The sequence below is a fragment of the Pseudomonas sp. Root329 genome (assembly GCF_001424925.1).
GTDB classification, from domain to species: domain Bacteria; phylum Pseudomonadota; class Gammaproteobacteria; order Pseudomonadales; family Pseudomonadaceae; genus Aquipseudomonas; species Aquipseudomonas arabinosi.
Genome location: NZ_LMCV01000025.1, coordinates 45,853 through 62,092 on the forward strand (window position 1 = coordinate 45,853; position 16,240 = coordinate 62,092).

Genomic DNA, 16,240 nt, shown 5'->3' on the forward strand with positions numbered 1-16,240 from the left:
GCCTGCGGGCCCGGGTTTGCGAACACTGTCTATTGGAGCCAGTCATGCGTTATATCAGTACCCGCGGCCAGGCACCGGCCCTGAATTTCGAAGACGTCCTGCTGGCCGGTCTGGCCACGGACGGCGGTCTGTACGTCCCGGAAAACCTGCCACGTTTCACCCAGGAAGAAATCGCTTCCTGGGCCGGCCTGCCGTATCACGAGCTGGCCTTTCGGGTGATGCGCCCGTTCGTCACCGGCAGCATTCCTGATGCCGATTTCAAAAAGATTCTTGAAGAAACGTATGGCGTGTTTTCCCACAACGCCGTGGCGCCACTGCGTCAGCTGAACGGCAACGAATGGGTGCTGGAGCTGTTCCACGGCCCGACCCTCGCGTTCAAAGACTTCGCTTTGCAGCTGCTGGGTCGTCTGCTCGACTACGTGCTGGAAAAACGTGGTGAGCGCGTAGTGATTGTCGGCGCCACCTCCGGCGACACCGGTTCGGCCGCCATCGAAGGCTGCAAGCACTGCGATAACGTCGATATCTTCATCCTGCACCCGCACAACCGCGTGTCCGAAGTGCAGCGTCGCCAGATGACCACCATTTTCGGCGAGAACATCCATAACATCGCCATCGAAGGCAACTTCGATGACTGCCAGGAAATGGTCAAGGCCAGCTTCGCCGACCAGAGCTTCCTCAAAGGCACGCGTCTGGTGGCCGTGAACTCGATCAACTGGGCGCGGATCATGGCCCAGATCGTTTACTACTTCCATGCAGCCCTGCAGTTGGGCGGCCCGGCACGTTCGGTGTCGTTCTCGGTGCCGACCGGCAACTTTGGCGACATTTTCGCCGGTTACCTGGCGCGCAACATGGGCCTGCCGATCAACCAGTTGATCGTCGCTACCAACCGCAACGACATCCTGCACCGCTTCATGAGCGGCAATCAGTACGTCAAGGACACCCTGCACGCCACGCTGTCGCCGTCGATGGACATCATGGTGTCGTCGAACTTCGAACGCCTGCTGTTCGACCTGCACGGTCGCAACGGCGCAGCGATCGCCGGGCTGATGGACACCTTCAAGCAAGGTGGCGGTTTCAGCGTCGAACAGGAACGCTGGACCGAAGCCCGCAAGCTGTTCGATTCGCTGGCCGTGGATGACGCACAAACTTGCGAAACCATTGCTGAAGTTTATGAGCAAACCGGCGAACTGCTGGATCCGCACACCGCCATCGGCGTGAAGGCGGCGCGCGAGTGCCGTCGCAGCCTGGATATCCCGATGGTGATCCTTGGTACGGCGCATCCGGTCAAATTCCCGGACGCAGTGGAAAAAGCAGGCGTAGGAAAAGCGCTCGAACTACCTGCACATCTTTCTGATTTGTTTGAGCGAGATGAGCGCTGCACCGTGCTGCCAAATGACCTGAAAGCCGTGCAGGCCTTTGTCAGCAAGCATGGCAACCGCGGCAAGCCTCTGTAACCGATTAAAACTGTCACATTTTGAAGCCCGTCTCCTGACGGGCTTTCTCATTTCTGCATGCCACACTTGTCGGGTTTCGTAAATGAAGAGCCGCCTATGAAGGGCGGGCGAGACGATCACCAAGGAAGTGGCAATGCTGTTTTTCAGAGGGTTAAAACCAGCCGCGTGCTGGATGTTTTTTTTAGTCGGCACCCTGGGCTTTGCTCAATGGGGGGGCGCGTCGCAATTGGCGGCGACCGACTCCAAAGGATCGGTTGCTGGCCTAAAGATCGAGCTGGATGCTCAGGAGTTGAAATGGATTGCCGAGCATTCAAAAGTCATCGTCGCATCGGTGCAATATCCGCTGTACCTGTTCAAGGATGAGCGCGGCCACTGGGGCGGCTTGAACAATGATCTGCTCAACCGCATCAGCGCAATGACGGGATTGCAGTTTGTTCACGAAGAATCGTTTTCCACCGATCAGTTGCTCGGGCGACTGGAAAGTGGCGCCGCGGACATGAGCACGACGCTGGCGATGAATGACGAACGCAAGACGTTTCTGGATTTCAGTCATGCGTTCGGTGGCGCTGGCTGGGTGTTCGTCGGGCGGGCCGGGGCGTCAGAGGTGAAATCCCTGGAGCAGCTGTCGGGACGGGTTCTGGTGTTACCGACCCGGCATGCGCTCGAGGCCACGATTCGCCGCGACCATCCGGACATCGAGCTACGCTCGGTTAAAACCTACGCGGAGGCCCGGGCGCTGGTCGAGAGCGGTGAGGCCTATGCCACCATCGAAAACGAAACCGGAGCACAACTCTATCCGTCCGGGCAGCTCAAGGTCGGGTATACGGTGGAAGGCAAATGGGAGGCGGACCACCTGGCCGTACGCAAAGGTCAGCCTCAGTTGTCGAGCATCCTCAACAAGGCGCTTGAGGCGCTTGATCCTGCTGAATTGCGCGCCATTCGCCTGAAATGGCTCAATGGGATTGCCCCGGTCAAGGTGCCTGGCGCCTGGCAACGACTCGCCGAGTGGGGCTGCTGGGGAATGTTTATCGTCAGTCTGTTCGGCCTGTTGTCCCTGCTCTGGAACCGACGGCTCACGGTATTGATCCAGCAGCGCCTGGATGCCGAGAAGAGTCTGAGTGATCAGCTTGCCTTCCAGCATGCGTTGATGGACGCCATGCCCGATCCGATGTTTGTTCGTGATCTGGAAGGGCGTTTGATCATGTGCAACAAAAGTTATGAGGAGGGCTTGTCGACGCGTTTCGACCAGGTTCAGGGACGACAGCTGATTGAACTGGACGTCTTGCCCAAAGAGACTGCCGAACTGCTGCATGCAGAGTTCATGGCCCAGCTCGGTACGCGCAAGACGCGCTTCAGTGAGCGTCAATTGAGGTTCAAGAACGGCGTCAGGCATGTCTATCAGTGGACGGTGCCTTTTTACGGTGCCGACGGACAGTTGCGGGGCCTGCTGGGTGGATGGACCGATATTGGTAAGCGCAAGCAGCAGGCATGACGCGGCTGTTTTTTATCTGTCATCTTGGCCGTGCATGCTCTATTGACCAGAGGCGCAGGTTCACCAGCAGTCGGTATCCAGAACTTTCTTCTCGAGCCAGTGGTCATTTACTGTAGGCACGCCCCAGGCACTTTGTTTTCGGACTAATGAGTGGTGATCGAGATGGAAAGTATCAGTCTATTGCTCGGTGAAGCTCTGAGCCCGTATCAGGTAACGTTGACCCCGTCGGGAACCCATGGCGAATGCCTGGTGACACTGAAAAATGCGACCGGCGCTATCGTGGTCGAGCGGGCGTTCAATCAGGCCCAGTTGACCAGTAAACGTCTGCTGACGGATGTCGTCGACGGATTGCATCGCGACGTGCTGATCGCCGAAGGCAGGCTGGAGCCCTGCGTCATCGCGGCGTTGCGTAATGCTGCTCAGGATAAAATCCTGGCCAACCGAAATTGAATTGTTTTTTGTGGGAACCTTCCTGCGCTTAGGTCAGTCAGACCTTGTAACAGCAGGATCAAGCATTGTGCTCCGGTGCTTGTAGCTTGTTGTTACTGGTCTTTATGTAGGCCACGTTTAACCCCGAGTCGTCTCCCCACTTCTCGGGGTTTCTTTTTGCCTGCGATTTGTCATTGCTCGGCCTGATGCATGAAAAATGCCCGGCTGGCCTCCAGGTAGTCGCTGCGACTTTCGGGGTCCAGCCAGGCGGCGTATGCTTCGCTCAAATGATCGTGGGGCAGGGTGCGCAGCAGTTGGTTGATCTCGATGATCGCCTGCCGGCCCTGGGGGGTGTCGGTACAGCCGATGTAACCGGACAGGTATTTGCCCGTGCCGCTAATCGGGTAGAACTGCAATTCATCTTCCGCGATCCCTTGCTGCTGGGCCTGGTAGAGGATCTCCGAGCGGTACCCCAACAGCATCCGCAAGCGCCCCAAGCGTTGCATTTGCAACAGGCTGCCCAAAGCGTCGTTGCCGTAGTGGAGGGTCAGTGAGTTGGCTGGCGCTTGTTTGAGCAGCGCGTCGAGATACTCGCCGTAGTTGCGCTCGGCAATAATGCCCAGTTTCTCGCGGCCACTGGCCAGCAGGGCCGCCAGGTCCACTTCGCCGTCCTTGATAAAGGGTGCCAGCACCTCCCGATCAACGCGGCGCACGGCCAGGCCATTACTCATGGCCCGAAAGACCGGGATGGAAAACGCGATCCAGTCATCGCGCTCCTTGCTCCAATTCAGCGCCGCATCGCACGTGAGGGATGGCTCGTGGAGCATTTGCAAGCCGCGAGCGCGATTGACCCGCATCAGGGTGTGTTCGTATTGCGGCATGCGGGCGATCAGCAGCTGCAGCAGTTGATCGATGACGCCCTGGCCCTTTTTCGATCCTTCGAAAATCATCAGCGGTGGAAGGTCGCGCAACAGCCAGACCAGGGTTTCCTTCGGTTGCGCCAACGTTGGCTGAGCCTGGCCGGCGAGCAACAGGAAAAACGCGAACGCGCACACTGCTCGTCCGCCGCGCGTCAGGCAGCGGTTGATGGGCCGCGCAAGCAGGCACCTCAGCTTAGATGGCCCCGTCTTCACGCAGCTTTGCGATCTGTTCCTTGTCGTAACCAAGATCGTTGAGTACCTGCGCATTGTGTTCGCCCAACTGCGGCCCGACCCATTCCGAAGTGCCGGGTGTCTCTGATAGTTTCGGCACGATTCCTGGCATCTTGAAATCTTTGCCGTCCGGCAACTTGGCCTTCAGGAACATTTCCCGGGCCAGGTACTGTGGATCACTGAACATATCTTCAGCACTGAAGATCCGGCTGGCCGGTACGTCGGCCTGATTCAACTGCTCGATGATGGTGTCCAGCGGCAGCGAGTTGACCCAGCGATCAATCACCCCATAAATCTCGTCGCGACGGCTATCGCGTCCGTCGTTGCTCGCCAACGCAGGGTCATTGGCCAGGTCCTCGCGACCCATGATCAGCATGAAGCGTTTGAAGATCGCATCGCCATTGGCGCCGATCTGCACATGTTTGCCGTCGGCACTGGTGTGGATCGAGGAGGGCGTGATGCCCGGCATGATGTTGCCGGTGCGTTCGCGGATGAAGCCGAACACGTCGAACTCGGGGACCATGCTTTCCATCATGGCGAAAATCGCTTCATACAGCGCCACATCCACCACTTGGCCGAGGCCACCGTTAACCTCGCGATGACGCAGGGCCATCAATGCGCCGATCACGCCCCAGAGCGCGGCAATCGAGTCGCCGATGGAAATCCCGGTGCGCACCGGTGGCCGATCTTCGAACCCTGTGATGTAGCGCAAGCCGCCCATGGATTCACCGACGGCGCCAAAGCCTGGCTGATCTTTCATCGGTCCGGTCTGACCGAAACCCGAGAGACGCACCATCACCAGTTTCGGGTTCAGAGCGTGCAAGACGTCCCAGCCCAGACCGAGTTTTTCCAGCACGCCCGGGCGAAAGTTCTCGATCAGGATGTCCGCTTCGCTGAGCAGTTTTTTCAGGATCGCCAGACCGTCGGGGTGTTTGAGGTTCAGGGTCAGGGATTTCTTGTTGCGCGCCTGGACGAACCACCACAGCGAGGTGCCTTCATACAGTTTTCGCCATTTGCGCAACGGATCGCCGCCATCGGGGGACTCGATTTTGATCACCTCGGCACCGAATTCGCCGCAAATGCGCGAGGCAAACGGCCCGGCGATCAGCGTCCCCAATTCAATGACTTTCAGACCTGAGAGCGGTTTTCCGGTGAGCGGCATGCTGGATCCTGTAGGACAAAGGTTGAGCGAATACAGGGTTTTAACATAGCCGAACGTCAGACGACCAAGGTTGATCGCCTTCAATTCGTGGATTGCCTACCGCATCGGTTAGACTTGCCGCCTTTCCCCGTATCAAGAAGCCCGTTCATGGCCCAGCCGTCCACGACCTACAAGTTTGAACTGAACCTTACCGACCTCGATCGCAGCGTGTACGAGAGCGTGAAGCAGACCATCGCCCGCCACCCTTCGGAAACCGAAGAGCGCATGACCGTGCGGCTGCTGGCCTACGCCTTCTGGTACAACGAGCAGTTGTCGTTTGGTCGCGGTCTGTCAGACGTGGACGAACCTGCCCTGTGGGAAAAGAGCCTGGACGACCGTGTTCTGCACTGGATCGAAGTCGGCCAGCCAGACGCCGATCGCCTGACCTGGTGCTCGCGTCGCACCGAACGCACCAGCCTGCTGGCTTACGGCAGCCTGCGCGTGTGGGAGACCAAAGTGATCCCGGCGATCAAGAACCTGAAAAACGTGCACATCGCGGCTGTTCCGCAGGAAGTGCTGGAAACCCTGGCCAAAGACATGCCCCGCGTTATCAAGTGGGACGTGATGATCAGCGAAGGGACGATTTTCGTCACCGACGACCGTGGTCAGCATGAAGTCCAGTTGCAGTGGCTGAGCGGCGAACGCGGCTGATTACTCGCTGCTGGTCTGTGTTACGCGTTTTTATCCTACGTATTCAAGAGAAGCACCTGTCACCCCATGCGCATCGAACCTCGCCTGTTGCCCGACACCCTGCCATTCCTCGGTGATCTGCCGCCGCTGCTGACCCGTCTGTACGCGGCGCGGGGCGTGCTGTCCGAGGCTGAACTGGACAAGAGCCTGGCGCGGTTGATCCCGTTCCAGCAACTCAAAGGCATCGATGCGGCGGTGGATTTGCTGGTGACGGCGCTCGAGCAGCGTCAGCGGATTCTGATCGTCGGTGACTTCGACGCCGATGGTGCGACGGCCAGTACCGTGGGCATGTTGGGCTTGCGCCTGCTGGGCGCGGCGCACGTCGACTATTTGGTGCCAAACCGATTCGAGTACGGCTACGGCCTGACGCCGGAAATCGTTGAAGTGGCGCTGACCCGAACACCACAGTTGCTGATCACTGTGGACAACGGTATCTCCAGCGTTGAAGGCGTGGCGGCGGCGAAAAAGGCCGGGCTCCAGGTGCTGGTCACCGACCACCACTTGCCCGGTGACGAGTTGCCGTTGGCCGATGCCATCGTCAATCCCAACCAGCCAGGTTGCGAGTTTCCGAGCAAGGCGCTGGCCGGCGTCGGGGTGATTTTCTATGTGCTGATGGCCCTGCGTGCGCGCTTGCGCAGCCTCGGCTGGTACGAGAGCAAGCCGCAGCCGAACATCGGCGAGTTGCTGGACTTGGTGGCGCTGGGCAGCGTCGCCGACGTGGTACCGCTGGATGCCAACAACCGGATTCTGGTGCACCAAGGCCTGGAGCGGATTCGCGCCGGGCGTGCTCGGCCGGGGATCAAGGCGATCCTCGAAGTCGCCAAGCGTGACCACACACGTATCACCTCTACCGACCTGGGTTTCATTGTTGGCCCGCGCCTGAACGCGGCGGGGCGTCTGGATGACATGAGCCTGGGCATCGAATGCCTGCTCACCGAAGATGCTGGGCTGGCGCGTGAAATGGCCGCTCAACTCGACGGCATGAACCAGGACCGCAAATCCATCGAGCAGGGCATGCAGCGTGAAGCGCTGGCTCAACTGAAGGATTTGCCGGTCGAGTCGATGCCGTTCGGCTTGTGTCTGTTCGATCCCGAGTGGCACCAAGGTGTCATCGGAATCCTCGCATCGCGTATGAAAGAGCGCTATTTCCGTCCGACCATTGCCTTTGCCGATGCCGGCGATGGCTTGCTCAAGGGCTCGGGGCGTTCGGTTCAGGGGTTTCATATTCGCGACGCGCTGAGCGTGGTGGCGGCGCAGCATCCGAATCTGATCAGCAAATATGGCGGCCATGCAATGGCAGCCGGCCTGACGCTGCCGGAAGCGAATTTTCCGTTGTTCGCCGAAGCCTTTGACGCGGAAGTGCGTAGGCAAATGCGCGAAGAGGACCTGACCGGGCGATTGCTGTCGGACGGCACGCTGGCGGTCGAGGAGTTCCACCTGGAACTGGCCCGCGCCCTACGCCATGCCGGTCCTTGGGGGCAGCACTTCCCGGAGCCGTTGTTCCACGGTGTGTTCCAGCTGGTCGAGCAGCGGGTGGTCGGCGAGCGGCACCTCAAAGTGGTACTGAAGACTGAATGTGGTTCAGTGAAGCTGGATGGCATTGCCTTCGGAATCGACCGCGACATCTGGCCGAATCCGACCATCAAGTGGGTGGAATTGGCCTATAAACTCGACCTCAACGAGTTTCGTGGCAACGAGACGGTGCAGTTGATGATTGCCCACATCGAACCGCGTTGAAGCGATCTTCTGGCACCCAATCCATCTGAACCCTCCCTCATCCCGCGATGTCGACTAGTCTCTAAGCACTGCTTGATTATCCTTGTGACGTCTTGTCGAATTTTTTGCCCGCGGGGGCGGGTGCTGCACCTTTTTCCTGTCACTCGTCGACTTTTCAAACAGAACCCTGGAGCCTGCCCACTGATTCGAGAGGTGCCCCATGAGTCTGCTGCTTGAACCCTATACCCTTCGCCAATTGACCCTGCTCAACCGCATTGCGGTGTCGCCGATGTGCCAGTACTCCAGCGTCGATGGACTGGCCAATGACTGGCACCTGGTCCACCTTGGCAGCCGCGCTGTCGGCGGGGCCGGCCTGGTGTTTACCGAAGCCACGGCGGTCACGGCCGACGGGCGCATCACCGCCGAGGACCTCGGCCTGTGGAACGATGAACAGATCGAACCGTTGCAACGCATCACGCGCTTCATTGCGGCTCAAGGCGCTGTGGCCGGCATTCAGTTGGCTCACGCCGGGCGCAAGGCCAGCACCCATCGGCCGTGGATCGGCAAACATGGCAGCGTCAAACCCGAGGACGGTGGCTGGATCCCGGTGGGTCCATCGTCGATTGCTTTCGACCCGCAGCACACACATCCCAAGCCGCTTGATGATGGCGAGATCGCTGAGGTCATTCAGGCCTTTGTCGCTTCAGCCCAGCGAGCACTGACCGCCGGTTTCAAAGTGGTGGAAATACACGCCGCCCACGGTTACCTGTTGCATCAGTTTCTTTCGCCCCTGAGCAATCAGCGGCGCGATCAATATGGTGGTTCGTTCGAGAATCGCATCCGGCTGGTGCTGCAAGTCACTGAAGCGGTGCGTGCGGTGTGGCCTGAAGAGCTACCGCTGTTCGTGCGGGTGTCGGCCACCGATTGGGTGGAAGACGGCTGGAACCCCGATGAAACCGTCGAGCTGGCACGACGCCTCCACGCGTTGGGCGTAGACCTGATTGACGTCTCGTCGGGCGGTACTGCGGCCAACGCCGAGATTCCTACAGGTCCCGGGTATCAGACCCGCTTCGCTGAACGTGTGCGCAAAGAGTCAGGCATTGCCACCGGCACGGTAGGAATGATCACCGAGCCGGCGCAGGCCGAGCACATTCTGCGCACCTGCCAGGCCGACATCATCTTTCTCGCCCGTGAGCTGCTGCGTGATCCGTACTGGCCACTGCATGCCGATGATGACCTGGGGGGACGCAAGGCCATCTGGCCGGCGCAGTATCAGCGAGCCACCCATCGTGAACAGCCAATTCATGAGTCGGATTTGCGCGACTGAGTGATGCTGTAAAACCAAAAAGCCCCGATCGTTGTGATCGGGGCTTTTGTTTGTCTGATGGATATTCAGCGCTTGTGCTGCCGCCATCGCGAGCAAGCTCGCTCCCACAGGTGATCTGAGGCGCACACAAAACCTGTGTCTCATGGAGATCCAATGTGGGAGCGAGCTTGATCGCGATGAGACCCGCCCAGACACTGTCTTACCGTCAGGTGTACTTGCGCTTCTCAGGCGCTGGCGGGAAGTACTGATACAACCAGGTCTCACTCAACGTCCGGTCATTGGTGCGAATGAACAACCGCAGCTCCACCGGCGCCACGCTGTCATTGGTCGGGTACCAGTCAAAGGTAATGCGGTAACCCTTGATGTCATCCAGTACCAGCACGTTGAAATCCTTCACTTGCCCATTCGAGCACGTGACTACCGGCTCGATCCCCGCGCCTTCCGGCAAGCGGTCCAGACCGCCGCCCGTGAAGTCCACGGCAAACCGTCGCGCCCAGACTTCCGGGTAATGCTCGCCCGGCGCCCAGCCTTCGATGAAGCCGCCCATGCCCGAACGAGTGGCGTTGACCCGCGCCAATGGCGTGCCGACCGGTGGCAGTGCGCTCCAGTACAGCTTGTAGCCATAGTTCAGTGAGTCGCCGGCCGCGACCGGTTTCTTCGGGGTCCAGAACGCGACGATGTTATCCAGGGTTTCGCCGGTTGTAGGAATTTCCAACAGATCGATAGAGCCTTCGCCCCACGCGGTCGTAGGTTCTACCCACAGGCTCGGACGCTTGTGGTACCAGTCGACGGTGTCTTGATAGCTGTCGAACTCGTGATCGGTCTGCACCAGACCGAAACCTTTCGGATCGGTGTCGGCGAAGGCATTGAATTGCAGGGTGGCCGGGTTGTTCAGCGGGCGGCAGATCCACTCGCCGTTGCCGCGCCACATGGCCAGGCGATCCGAGTCGTGGATTTGCGGGTGAATCGTGTCGCACATGCGCCGTTCATGGGTGCCGCAGCTGAACATGCTGGTCATCGGCGCGATGCCCAGTTGTTCGATGGCAGTACGCGCATTGATGTGGGCATCGATGCCCATGACGACCTGGCTGGCCTGACAGTCGATGTCGAAACGGTAAGCGCCGGTGGCGCTCGGTGAATCCAGCAGGGCGTAGACCACGAAGCGGGTGCTGTCCTTGTCCGGGGTCTCGAACCAGAACTTGGTGAAGTCCGGGAATTCTTCACGCTTCTTGGCATAGGTATCGATCGCCAGGCCGCGTGCCGACAGACCGTACTGGCCCGAGGCATCGACCGCACGGAAATAGCTGGCGCCGAGGAAGGACAACACGTCGTGCTGGTCCAGCTCCGGGGCCTTGAACAGCTTGAACCCGGAAAACCCCAGGTCGCCCGTGAGCTGTTTGGTGTCGACCGTGGTTTTTTCATAGTTGAACAGGGACGGGCGGAAATGCACCTCCCGCGCCTGACGAGTCTTGGGGTCGACGCTGTACATGCGCACCGGCTGTTTGAAACCCATGCCAACGTGGAAAAACTGCACATCCAGCTGGCCGTTGAGGTCATTCCACAGTGAGTGGTTGCCGTCGTAGCGGATCGCGTTGAAGTTCTGCGGCGTCATGGTCGCCAGGGTCGGCGGCAGCACCTGCTTGGTGTCCTGATAGCGATTGCCGGCGAGCTGCTTGGCCTGGATTTTCAGCGCTTCGAAGTCGAACGCCTGAGCCTCGCCATCAGCCGCCCCGGTACCGGCCCAGGCCCGCGAAGCCAGCAGGCCGGTGGCTGATAATCCGGTGTAGGCAGCGATGGCCATGGATGCTTTGAGCAAATTCCTGCGGTGCATAAGTTCAACCTGTCGTGAACAATCCCGCGCCGTTCCTGGCACGTGCTGGATCAAAAATAAAGGTTCGGACATGCCTTCGGCCAAACGCAACGGACATTAAACAGATAACAAATAGCTTAAACCGTTCGGTTGTGTAGAAAAAATGATGGGTAGCACTTTGGCTTCGCGGCAATGAAACAAGAAATGTCGGTTAAGTTTTCCGACAGTACTTTCTGATTTATAGGGCATTTCTGCTTTTTTTGACTAATTACTCTAAAAACCGCTTTTCAGCGCCCGGATAGTTTCTATTCTGTGGTCATGACCGGTTTCTGCCCTTCAGGCCGGCGACTGACAAAAAGGAGAGGGCGATGCGGTTTTTGAAGTTTTCTCGGGCTTATAGAAGGACATCGTCCATGACGAAAGTACAAGGCATCACCCAGTTGCTGGGAATCCTTCCTTGCCTGACCACTGTGCGCCGAAGGCGTCGGGTCAGTTCGGACGAGATGAAGTTGTTGGAGCGCTATCGGGAGCTGTCGGAAAGCGACCAGATTGCGATGCGGTATCTGGTGGATGCGATGAGGAGTGTTTCGCGGTTTTGACCGAGGATGGTTACCGTGAAAGCCATTTGGCTTTTACGGTGGCCAGGCAGGTCAGCTTGCCAGCATCGGCGTCGATGATGCCTTCTTGGATTGCTTGGCTGCGAGCCGTGATGTTTTTTAGCTCGATGGTTTGTTGCAGATACTTTTCTGAAAAGGCGCTATCACTTGGAATCACTTCAGTGACGCTTTGGCGGGTGATGCGCGGTTTGCTCATGGCTGCGGATTGCTCTTACGGGAGATTGAACAGGTGTATTCAAACCAAAGGGGCGGACTGTGAAGTCTGCCCCTTTTTCATTTTTTCACTCTACCTTCAACTGCAAGTGCCTACGATCGTGAACGGCCGCTGTGCCTGCATCAGATCAGGCATGTCCCGCCACTTGATCCAGGCCTGATGCCGCCAGTGCAGCAGCGGCACCGAGATGCCTGCCCACTGCAATGAACTCAGGCTTGGAATGTTATCCACAGATGTTGCTTTCGACTCACGCAGCGTAGGTATGACTTCATTGCTCAGCCACTGGCGCAGGTTTCGGTTTTCCGGGACGAAGTGGTGCACCAGAAGGGCGTACATCCCTGATTCGCTGACCATCAGTGATTCGACTGTTTTCCCACTCTTGAGCAACCAGACGTATCGACGCTGATCGGGATCGAGTTTCAGGGTGAGGCGTTGATCCATCGGGCGGCCCATCAGGCGACCGAGGTCCTGGACGCAGAACCAGGCTTGGTTGTCCTGCATGAAGGCGTGGAGGAAGCGGTTGTGGCGGGTGAAGACGGTAGGGGTGAAATGCGGATGGATTTCAGACGGATTTGGTGTGTGCGTAAGCATTTTTTCGACTCCATGTTGAAAAAGGAGCCGCCACTAATCCTTCGACAGATTTGGGTGGCGGACCATGTGGCGTTCGAAGTCGGAACATTCTCGATCAACACGGAAGCCGAGAGGCCCGCGCCACACGGCCCACCATAAAGCGAAGCTGAAAGGCAAAAATGCCCCAGTTCATATGGGGACGCGGATGCGCCATGTTGATGATATTCCGGCTTCGACCCCGGGTTGCTGATGTTGCAGCAACGGGTTGAAGCCTATCTGCAAGGCGCTCGCGGTGCCAAGTCTACTCTGGCGCCGCGTGTTGTAGGAATCAGTGTCTTTTCTGGAAGGTTCGATCTGTAGGAATTGCCTGTTTTTGCATGAGGTGCAGTCAAGCAGCGTCACAGTCGTGGTTTTTCCTATAGTTTTTCCCGTATTCAGGAACGAACTGCAGGTTTTCTACATGTTGATCGAATTTTCAGTTGCCAATTATCGCTCCTTCCGTGACAAACAAACCCTGTCCATGGCTGCGACGCCGCGCTTGAGCAAAAAGCGCAACGTGTTCACACCCATCGTAAATGGAGAAAAACTGCCTGATTTATTGAAGGTGGCGGCGATTTACGGACCGAACGCATCCGGTAAATCTTCGCTTATCCGGGCAATGGGGGTCATTGGGAGTTTGCTCGCTTCGATACCTACATCAAATGATGAACCGCTACCGGTCTCGCCATTTCGTTTTGACCCGCAACTTCAAAATGAACCCAGCTCTTTTGAGTACAACTTCATCCAACGCGGGGTCCGATATCGGTTTGTTCTGCGCATGACGGCGCAGCGGATTATCGAGGAACAATTGGTTTCCTATCCCAAAGGTAAGGAAACGCTGTTGTATTCGCGTCGTTTTGTTGATGAGGGGGAGCAATATGTTTTTGGCTCAAGCCTTGAGGGTGGTAAAGACGTGCACAACGCTTGGCAGCGTCTGACGAGCCCCAAGATGTTGTTTATTTCGCAGGCGGTTGCGAACAGTAGCGAAGAGTTGACTCAGTTGCGGGGGCCGTTTAGCTGGTTTCAAACCGGTCTACTCGTTATTGAGCAGAACAACATGATGGGGCTGTCAGCAGCGTCCATCAGATTTCTTCGGATGGCATCGGATTACACACATGATTTACGAGACTTTCTAAAAGAAGTGGATATCCCGGTTTCAGCGATCCGGCTCAACATCGAAGACGCAGAGTCTGTTCAACGCACCAAAAAACTCACACTGAAAGAGTTCTTCGCAGCCGCCCAAAAAGACAAAGTAACCCTGACGCATACGAGTCTTTTAGGCAGTGCGGAGTTTGATTTTTCCGAGGAGTCCGACGGTACGAAAAACCTGATTGGGTTCTGGCTGCCCTGGTTCATGATCAATCACGCCGATGGTAGCGGGATACTTTCTGTCGATGAGTTGGACAGCAGCCTTCATCCCTCAATAGTCGCGGACTTGATTGAGAAACACCTGGACAGTGGGCTGGATACTCAACTGATCTTTACCACTCACGACACTCATCTAATGAACGCCAAAGCGCTTCGACGCGATCAGTTCTGGATCACCGAAAGAGACGCTAACGGTGCAACCTGCCTTTTTTCTGTTTACGACTTTGAAGGACGGGAAGGGGAGGATGTCGAGAAGCGTTATTTTGAAGGCCGTTATCGCGGGTTGCCACTGATAAGGCGGGGTTGATTATGGCGCGTTCGAAACGAGTGTTTTGTACTAACACCATGAACCCAGCCCGCATCGCTGCGGGCAGGGTAATTACCCTTATCGACTAACCTTCCAAGCATCCCCCGCAGGCGCAGTCCCATGGTCATACGGCTTGGCAAGCCACATATAAACCAGCCCCAACCCAATCACGATCGCAGTACTCAACACCATCGCATAGTTGATGTACCACGCCGCATCCGGCGTGCGCGGCCAGGCCATGTTGATGATCGCGCCGACGCCATAGACCAGCGCGCCGATGTTCACAGCCCAGCCCCAGGCACCGAGGGTGAACTTGCCACTCGGTTTCCAGCCCTTCATACGCGCATACAACGCGGCGAGCACGATCATCTGGAACGCCAGGTAGATACCAATCGCCGCGAAGCTGACGATGGTTGCCACCGCATCCTGCAGGAAGAAGCCCAGCACAATGATCAGCGCCGGCAGGACGCCGGACACGAACAGTGCAGCAACCGGAACCTGAGTCGTAGGAGAAATCTTCTTCAGCAGTGAGCTGCCGATGACCATTTCATCCCGAGCGTAGGAATACAGCAGACGGCTCGCCGCGGCTTGCAGGCTGATGACGCAGGAGATGAAGGAAATCATCACCACGCCCATCACCACTTTCGAACCGACCGGGCCGAAGGCGTTGTTGAGGATGGTGGTGACCGGGTCCTTGTCGGTGCCGTTGATCACCGCTTGCATGTCTGGCACGGCGAGGATCAGCGCCAGGCAGGCGAACATCGCCGCGATGCCGCCGATGTAGATGGTCATGCGCATGGCCACCGGGATCTGTTTGCTCGGGTTCGGGGTTTCTTCGGCCACATCGCCGCAGGCCTCGAAGCCGTAGTACAGGAACATCCCCGCCAGCGAGGCGGTGAGGAACGCCGGCAGATATGAGCCGTCGACGCTGATATCGAAGGTGTTGAACAACACACTGATCGATTGATGGCGCTCGAAGATCAGCAGGTAAACGCCGACAATCACCGCACCGACCAGTTCGCAGAGGAAGCCGAACATGGCGATCCGCGCCAGCACTTTGGTGCCGCTGAGGTTGACCAGGGTCGCGAACAAGGTCAGGAACAGTGCGATGACGATGTTGGTGTTGTTGCTCGGTTCAAAGCCCATCATGGCGGCCAGGTACGGACCGGCACCTACCGCAACGGCGGCGATGGTGACGCACAGGGCGATGGAGTAGATCCAGCCGACCATCCACGCCCAGCGCTTGCCCACCAAGCGACGGGCCCATGGGTACACGCCGCCGGAAATCGGGAACTGCGAGACCACTTCACCGAAGATCAGGCACACCAGCAACTGGCCGCATCCGACCAGTAAATAAGCCCAGAACATCGGTGGCCCACCGGCGGCGAGGCACAGGCCGAACAGGGTATAAACCCCTACGACCGGAGAGAGATAAGTGAAGCCCAGGGCAAAGTTTTCCCACAGGCTCATGCTGCGATTGAAGTTCGAGGTGTAACCCAGCTTGCGCAGTTGCTCGGCGTCGCTGTCAGCGACGGGTACAGCGAGTTCGGGTGTTGAATCCATGGTGTTAGCTCCGGAAAATCGGCAGATTTCGGATGTCCGAAACCGTGACAGGGCCATGACGGCGCTGCCCGGATCGGTGGTTATTGTTTTGGCTTCTTTGAGGTGGAACCAGGTGGTACGTGTTGCCGAGATCGTCCTTGAGGTCGTGGTGACACCTTCGCGAGCAAGCCCGCTCCCACAGGGGGAATGCGATCAAATAATGAAATGGCTACCCCCGCTGCCCTCTGTGATCGCCCACTAAGCTTTCACAGGGGGCTCACCGGAGACCGTTGCCATGAACAAAGTAGCTATT

14 protein-coding genes are annotated in these 16,240 nt (G+C 57.9%); 8 read left to right on the forward strand and 6 right to left on the reverse strand.

What is annotated here, in order from left to right:
* Positions 1–44: 44 nt before the first annotated feature.
* From thrC to ASC74_RS19805, 3 genes are all read left to right on the forward strand, one after another.
* Positions 45–1,454, forward strand: a complete 1,410-nt coding sequence (gene thrC / locus ASC74_RS19795) for a threonine synthase (RefSeq protein WP_056743384.1) — start codon at positions 45–47, stop codon at positions 1,452–1,454.
* A 133-nt stretch (positions 1,455–1,587) separates the two neighbouring features.
* Positions 1,588–2,946, forward strand: coding sequence for a transporter substrate-binding domain-containing protein (locus ASC74_RS19800; RefSeq protein ID WP_056743385.1), 1,359 nt, complete (start codon positions 1,588–1,590; stop codon positions 2,944–2,946).
* Positions 2,947–3,108: 162 nt separating this feature from the next.
* The gene (locus tag ASC74_RS19805; protein ID WP_033056390.1) at positions 3,109–3,396 is read left to right on the forward strand and encodes a DUF3509 domain-containing protein; all 288 of its coding nucleotides are present in this window, start codon (positions 3,109–3,111) and stop codon (positions 3,394–3,396) included.
* A gap of 170 nt (positions 3,397–3,566) precedes the next feature.
* Here ASC74_RS19805 and ASC74_RS19810 read toward each other — a convergent pair whose 3' ends face one another.
* Together ASC74_RS19810 and ASC74_RS19815 are read right to left on the reverse strand one after the other, a co-directional pair.
* Positions 3,567–4,430 (reverse strand): TIGR02285 family protein, encoded by an 864-nt coding sequence (locus tag ASC74_RS19810; protein ID WP_056743387.1) that lies wholly within the window; start codon positions 4,428–4,430, stop codon positions 3,567–3,569.
* Between the two features lie 58 nt (positions 4,431–4,488).
* Entirely contained in the window at positions 4,489–5,688 is a 1,200-nt protein-coding gene (locus ASC74_RS19815) for a CaiB/BaiF CoA transferase family protein (protein ID WP_056743390.1), read from the reverse strand.
* A gap of 147 nt (positions 5,689–5,835) precedes the next feature.
* On the opposite strand from ASC74_RS19815, the gene ASC74_RS19820 reads away from it, so the two are divergent.
* The 3 genes from ASC74_RS19820 (at position 5,836) to ASC74_RS19830 (ending at position 9,460) form a co-directional block, all read left to right on the forward strand.
* A complete protein-coding gene (locus ASC74_RS19820) occupies positions 5,836–6,378 on the forward strand; it encodes a YaeQ family protein (protein WP_007897614.1) in 543 nt (180 codons plus the stop codon).
* 66 nt (positions 6,379–6,444) lie between these two features.
* A complete protein-coding gene (recJ, locus tag ASC74_RS19825) occupies positions 6,445–8,154 on the forward strand; it encodes a single-stranded-DNA-specific exonuclease RecJ (protein WP_056743392.1) in 1,710 nt (569 codons plus the stop codon).
* 199 nt (positions 8,155–8,353) lie between these two features.
* Complete coding sequence (locus ASC74_RS19830) at positions 8,354–9,460, forward strand: NADH:flavin oxidoreductase/NADH oxidase (RefSeq protein ID WP_056743394.1); 1,107 nt, start codon at positions 8,354–8,356, stop codon at positions 9,458–9,460.
* A gap of 205 nt (positions 9,461–9,665) precedes the next feature.
* Here ASC74_RS19830 and ASC74_RS19835 read toward each other — a convergent pair whose 3' ends face one another.
* The gene (locus tag ASC74_RS19835; RefSeq protein ID WP_056743397.1) at positions 9,666–11,291 is read right to left on the reverse strand and encodes a glucan biosynthesis protein D; all 1,626 of its coding nucleotides are present in this window, start codon (positions 11,289–11,291) and stop codon (positions 9,666–9,668) included.
* A 392-nt stretch (positions 11,292–11,683) separates the two neighbouring features.
* On the opposite strand from ASC74_RS19835, the gene ASC74_RS19840 reads away from it, so the two are divergent.
* The gene (locus ASC74_RS19840; RefSeq protein WP_008151642.1) at positions 11,684–11,869 is read left to right on the forward strand and encodes a hypothetical protein; all 186 of its coding nucleotides are present in this window, start codon (positions 11,684–11,686) and stop codon (positions 11,867–11,869) included.
* A gap of 10 nt (positions 11,870–11,879) precedes the next feature.
* Here the strand turns inward: ASC74_RS19840 and ASC74_RS19845 are convergent, their stop codons facing one another.
* Positions 11,880–12,083 carry a hypothetical protein gene (locus ASC74_RS19845; RefSeq protein ID WP_056743399.1) on the reverse strand — a complete coding sequence of 68 codons (204 nt, stop codon included), beginning with the start codon at positions 12,081–12,083 and terminating at the stop codon, positions 11,880–11,882.
* A gap of 96 nt (positions 12,084–12,179) precedes the next feature.
* Positions 12,180–12,692, reverse strand: a complete 513-nt coding sequence (locus ASC74_RS19850; RefSeq protein ID WP_056743401.1) for a BRO-N domain-containing protein — start codon at positions 12,690–12,692, stop codon at positions 12,180–12,182.
* A 439-nt stretch (positions 12,693–13,131) separates the two neighbouring features.
* Here ASC74_RS19850 and ASC74_RS19855 point away from each other — a divergent pair, with 439 nt between their 5' ends.
* A complete protein-coding gene (locus tag ASC74_RS19855; RefSeq protein WP_056743405.1) occupies positions 13,132–14,385 on the forward strand; it encodes an AAA family ATPase in 1,254 nt (417 codons plus the stop codon).
* 78 nt (positions 14,386–14,463) lie between these two features.
* On the opposite strand, the gene ASC74_RS19860 is transcribed toward ASC74_RS19855, so the two are convergent.
* Entirely contained in the window at positions 14,464–15,948 is a 1,485-nt protein-coding gene (locus tag ASC74_RS19860; RefSeq protein WP_056743403.1) for an APC family permease, read from the reverse strand.
* Between the last annotated feature and the right edge of the window lie 292 nt (positions 15,949–16,240).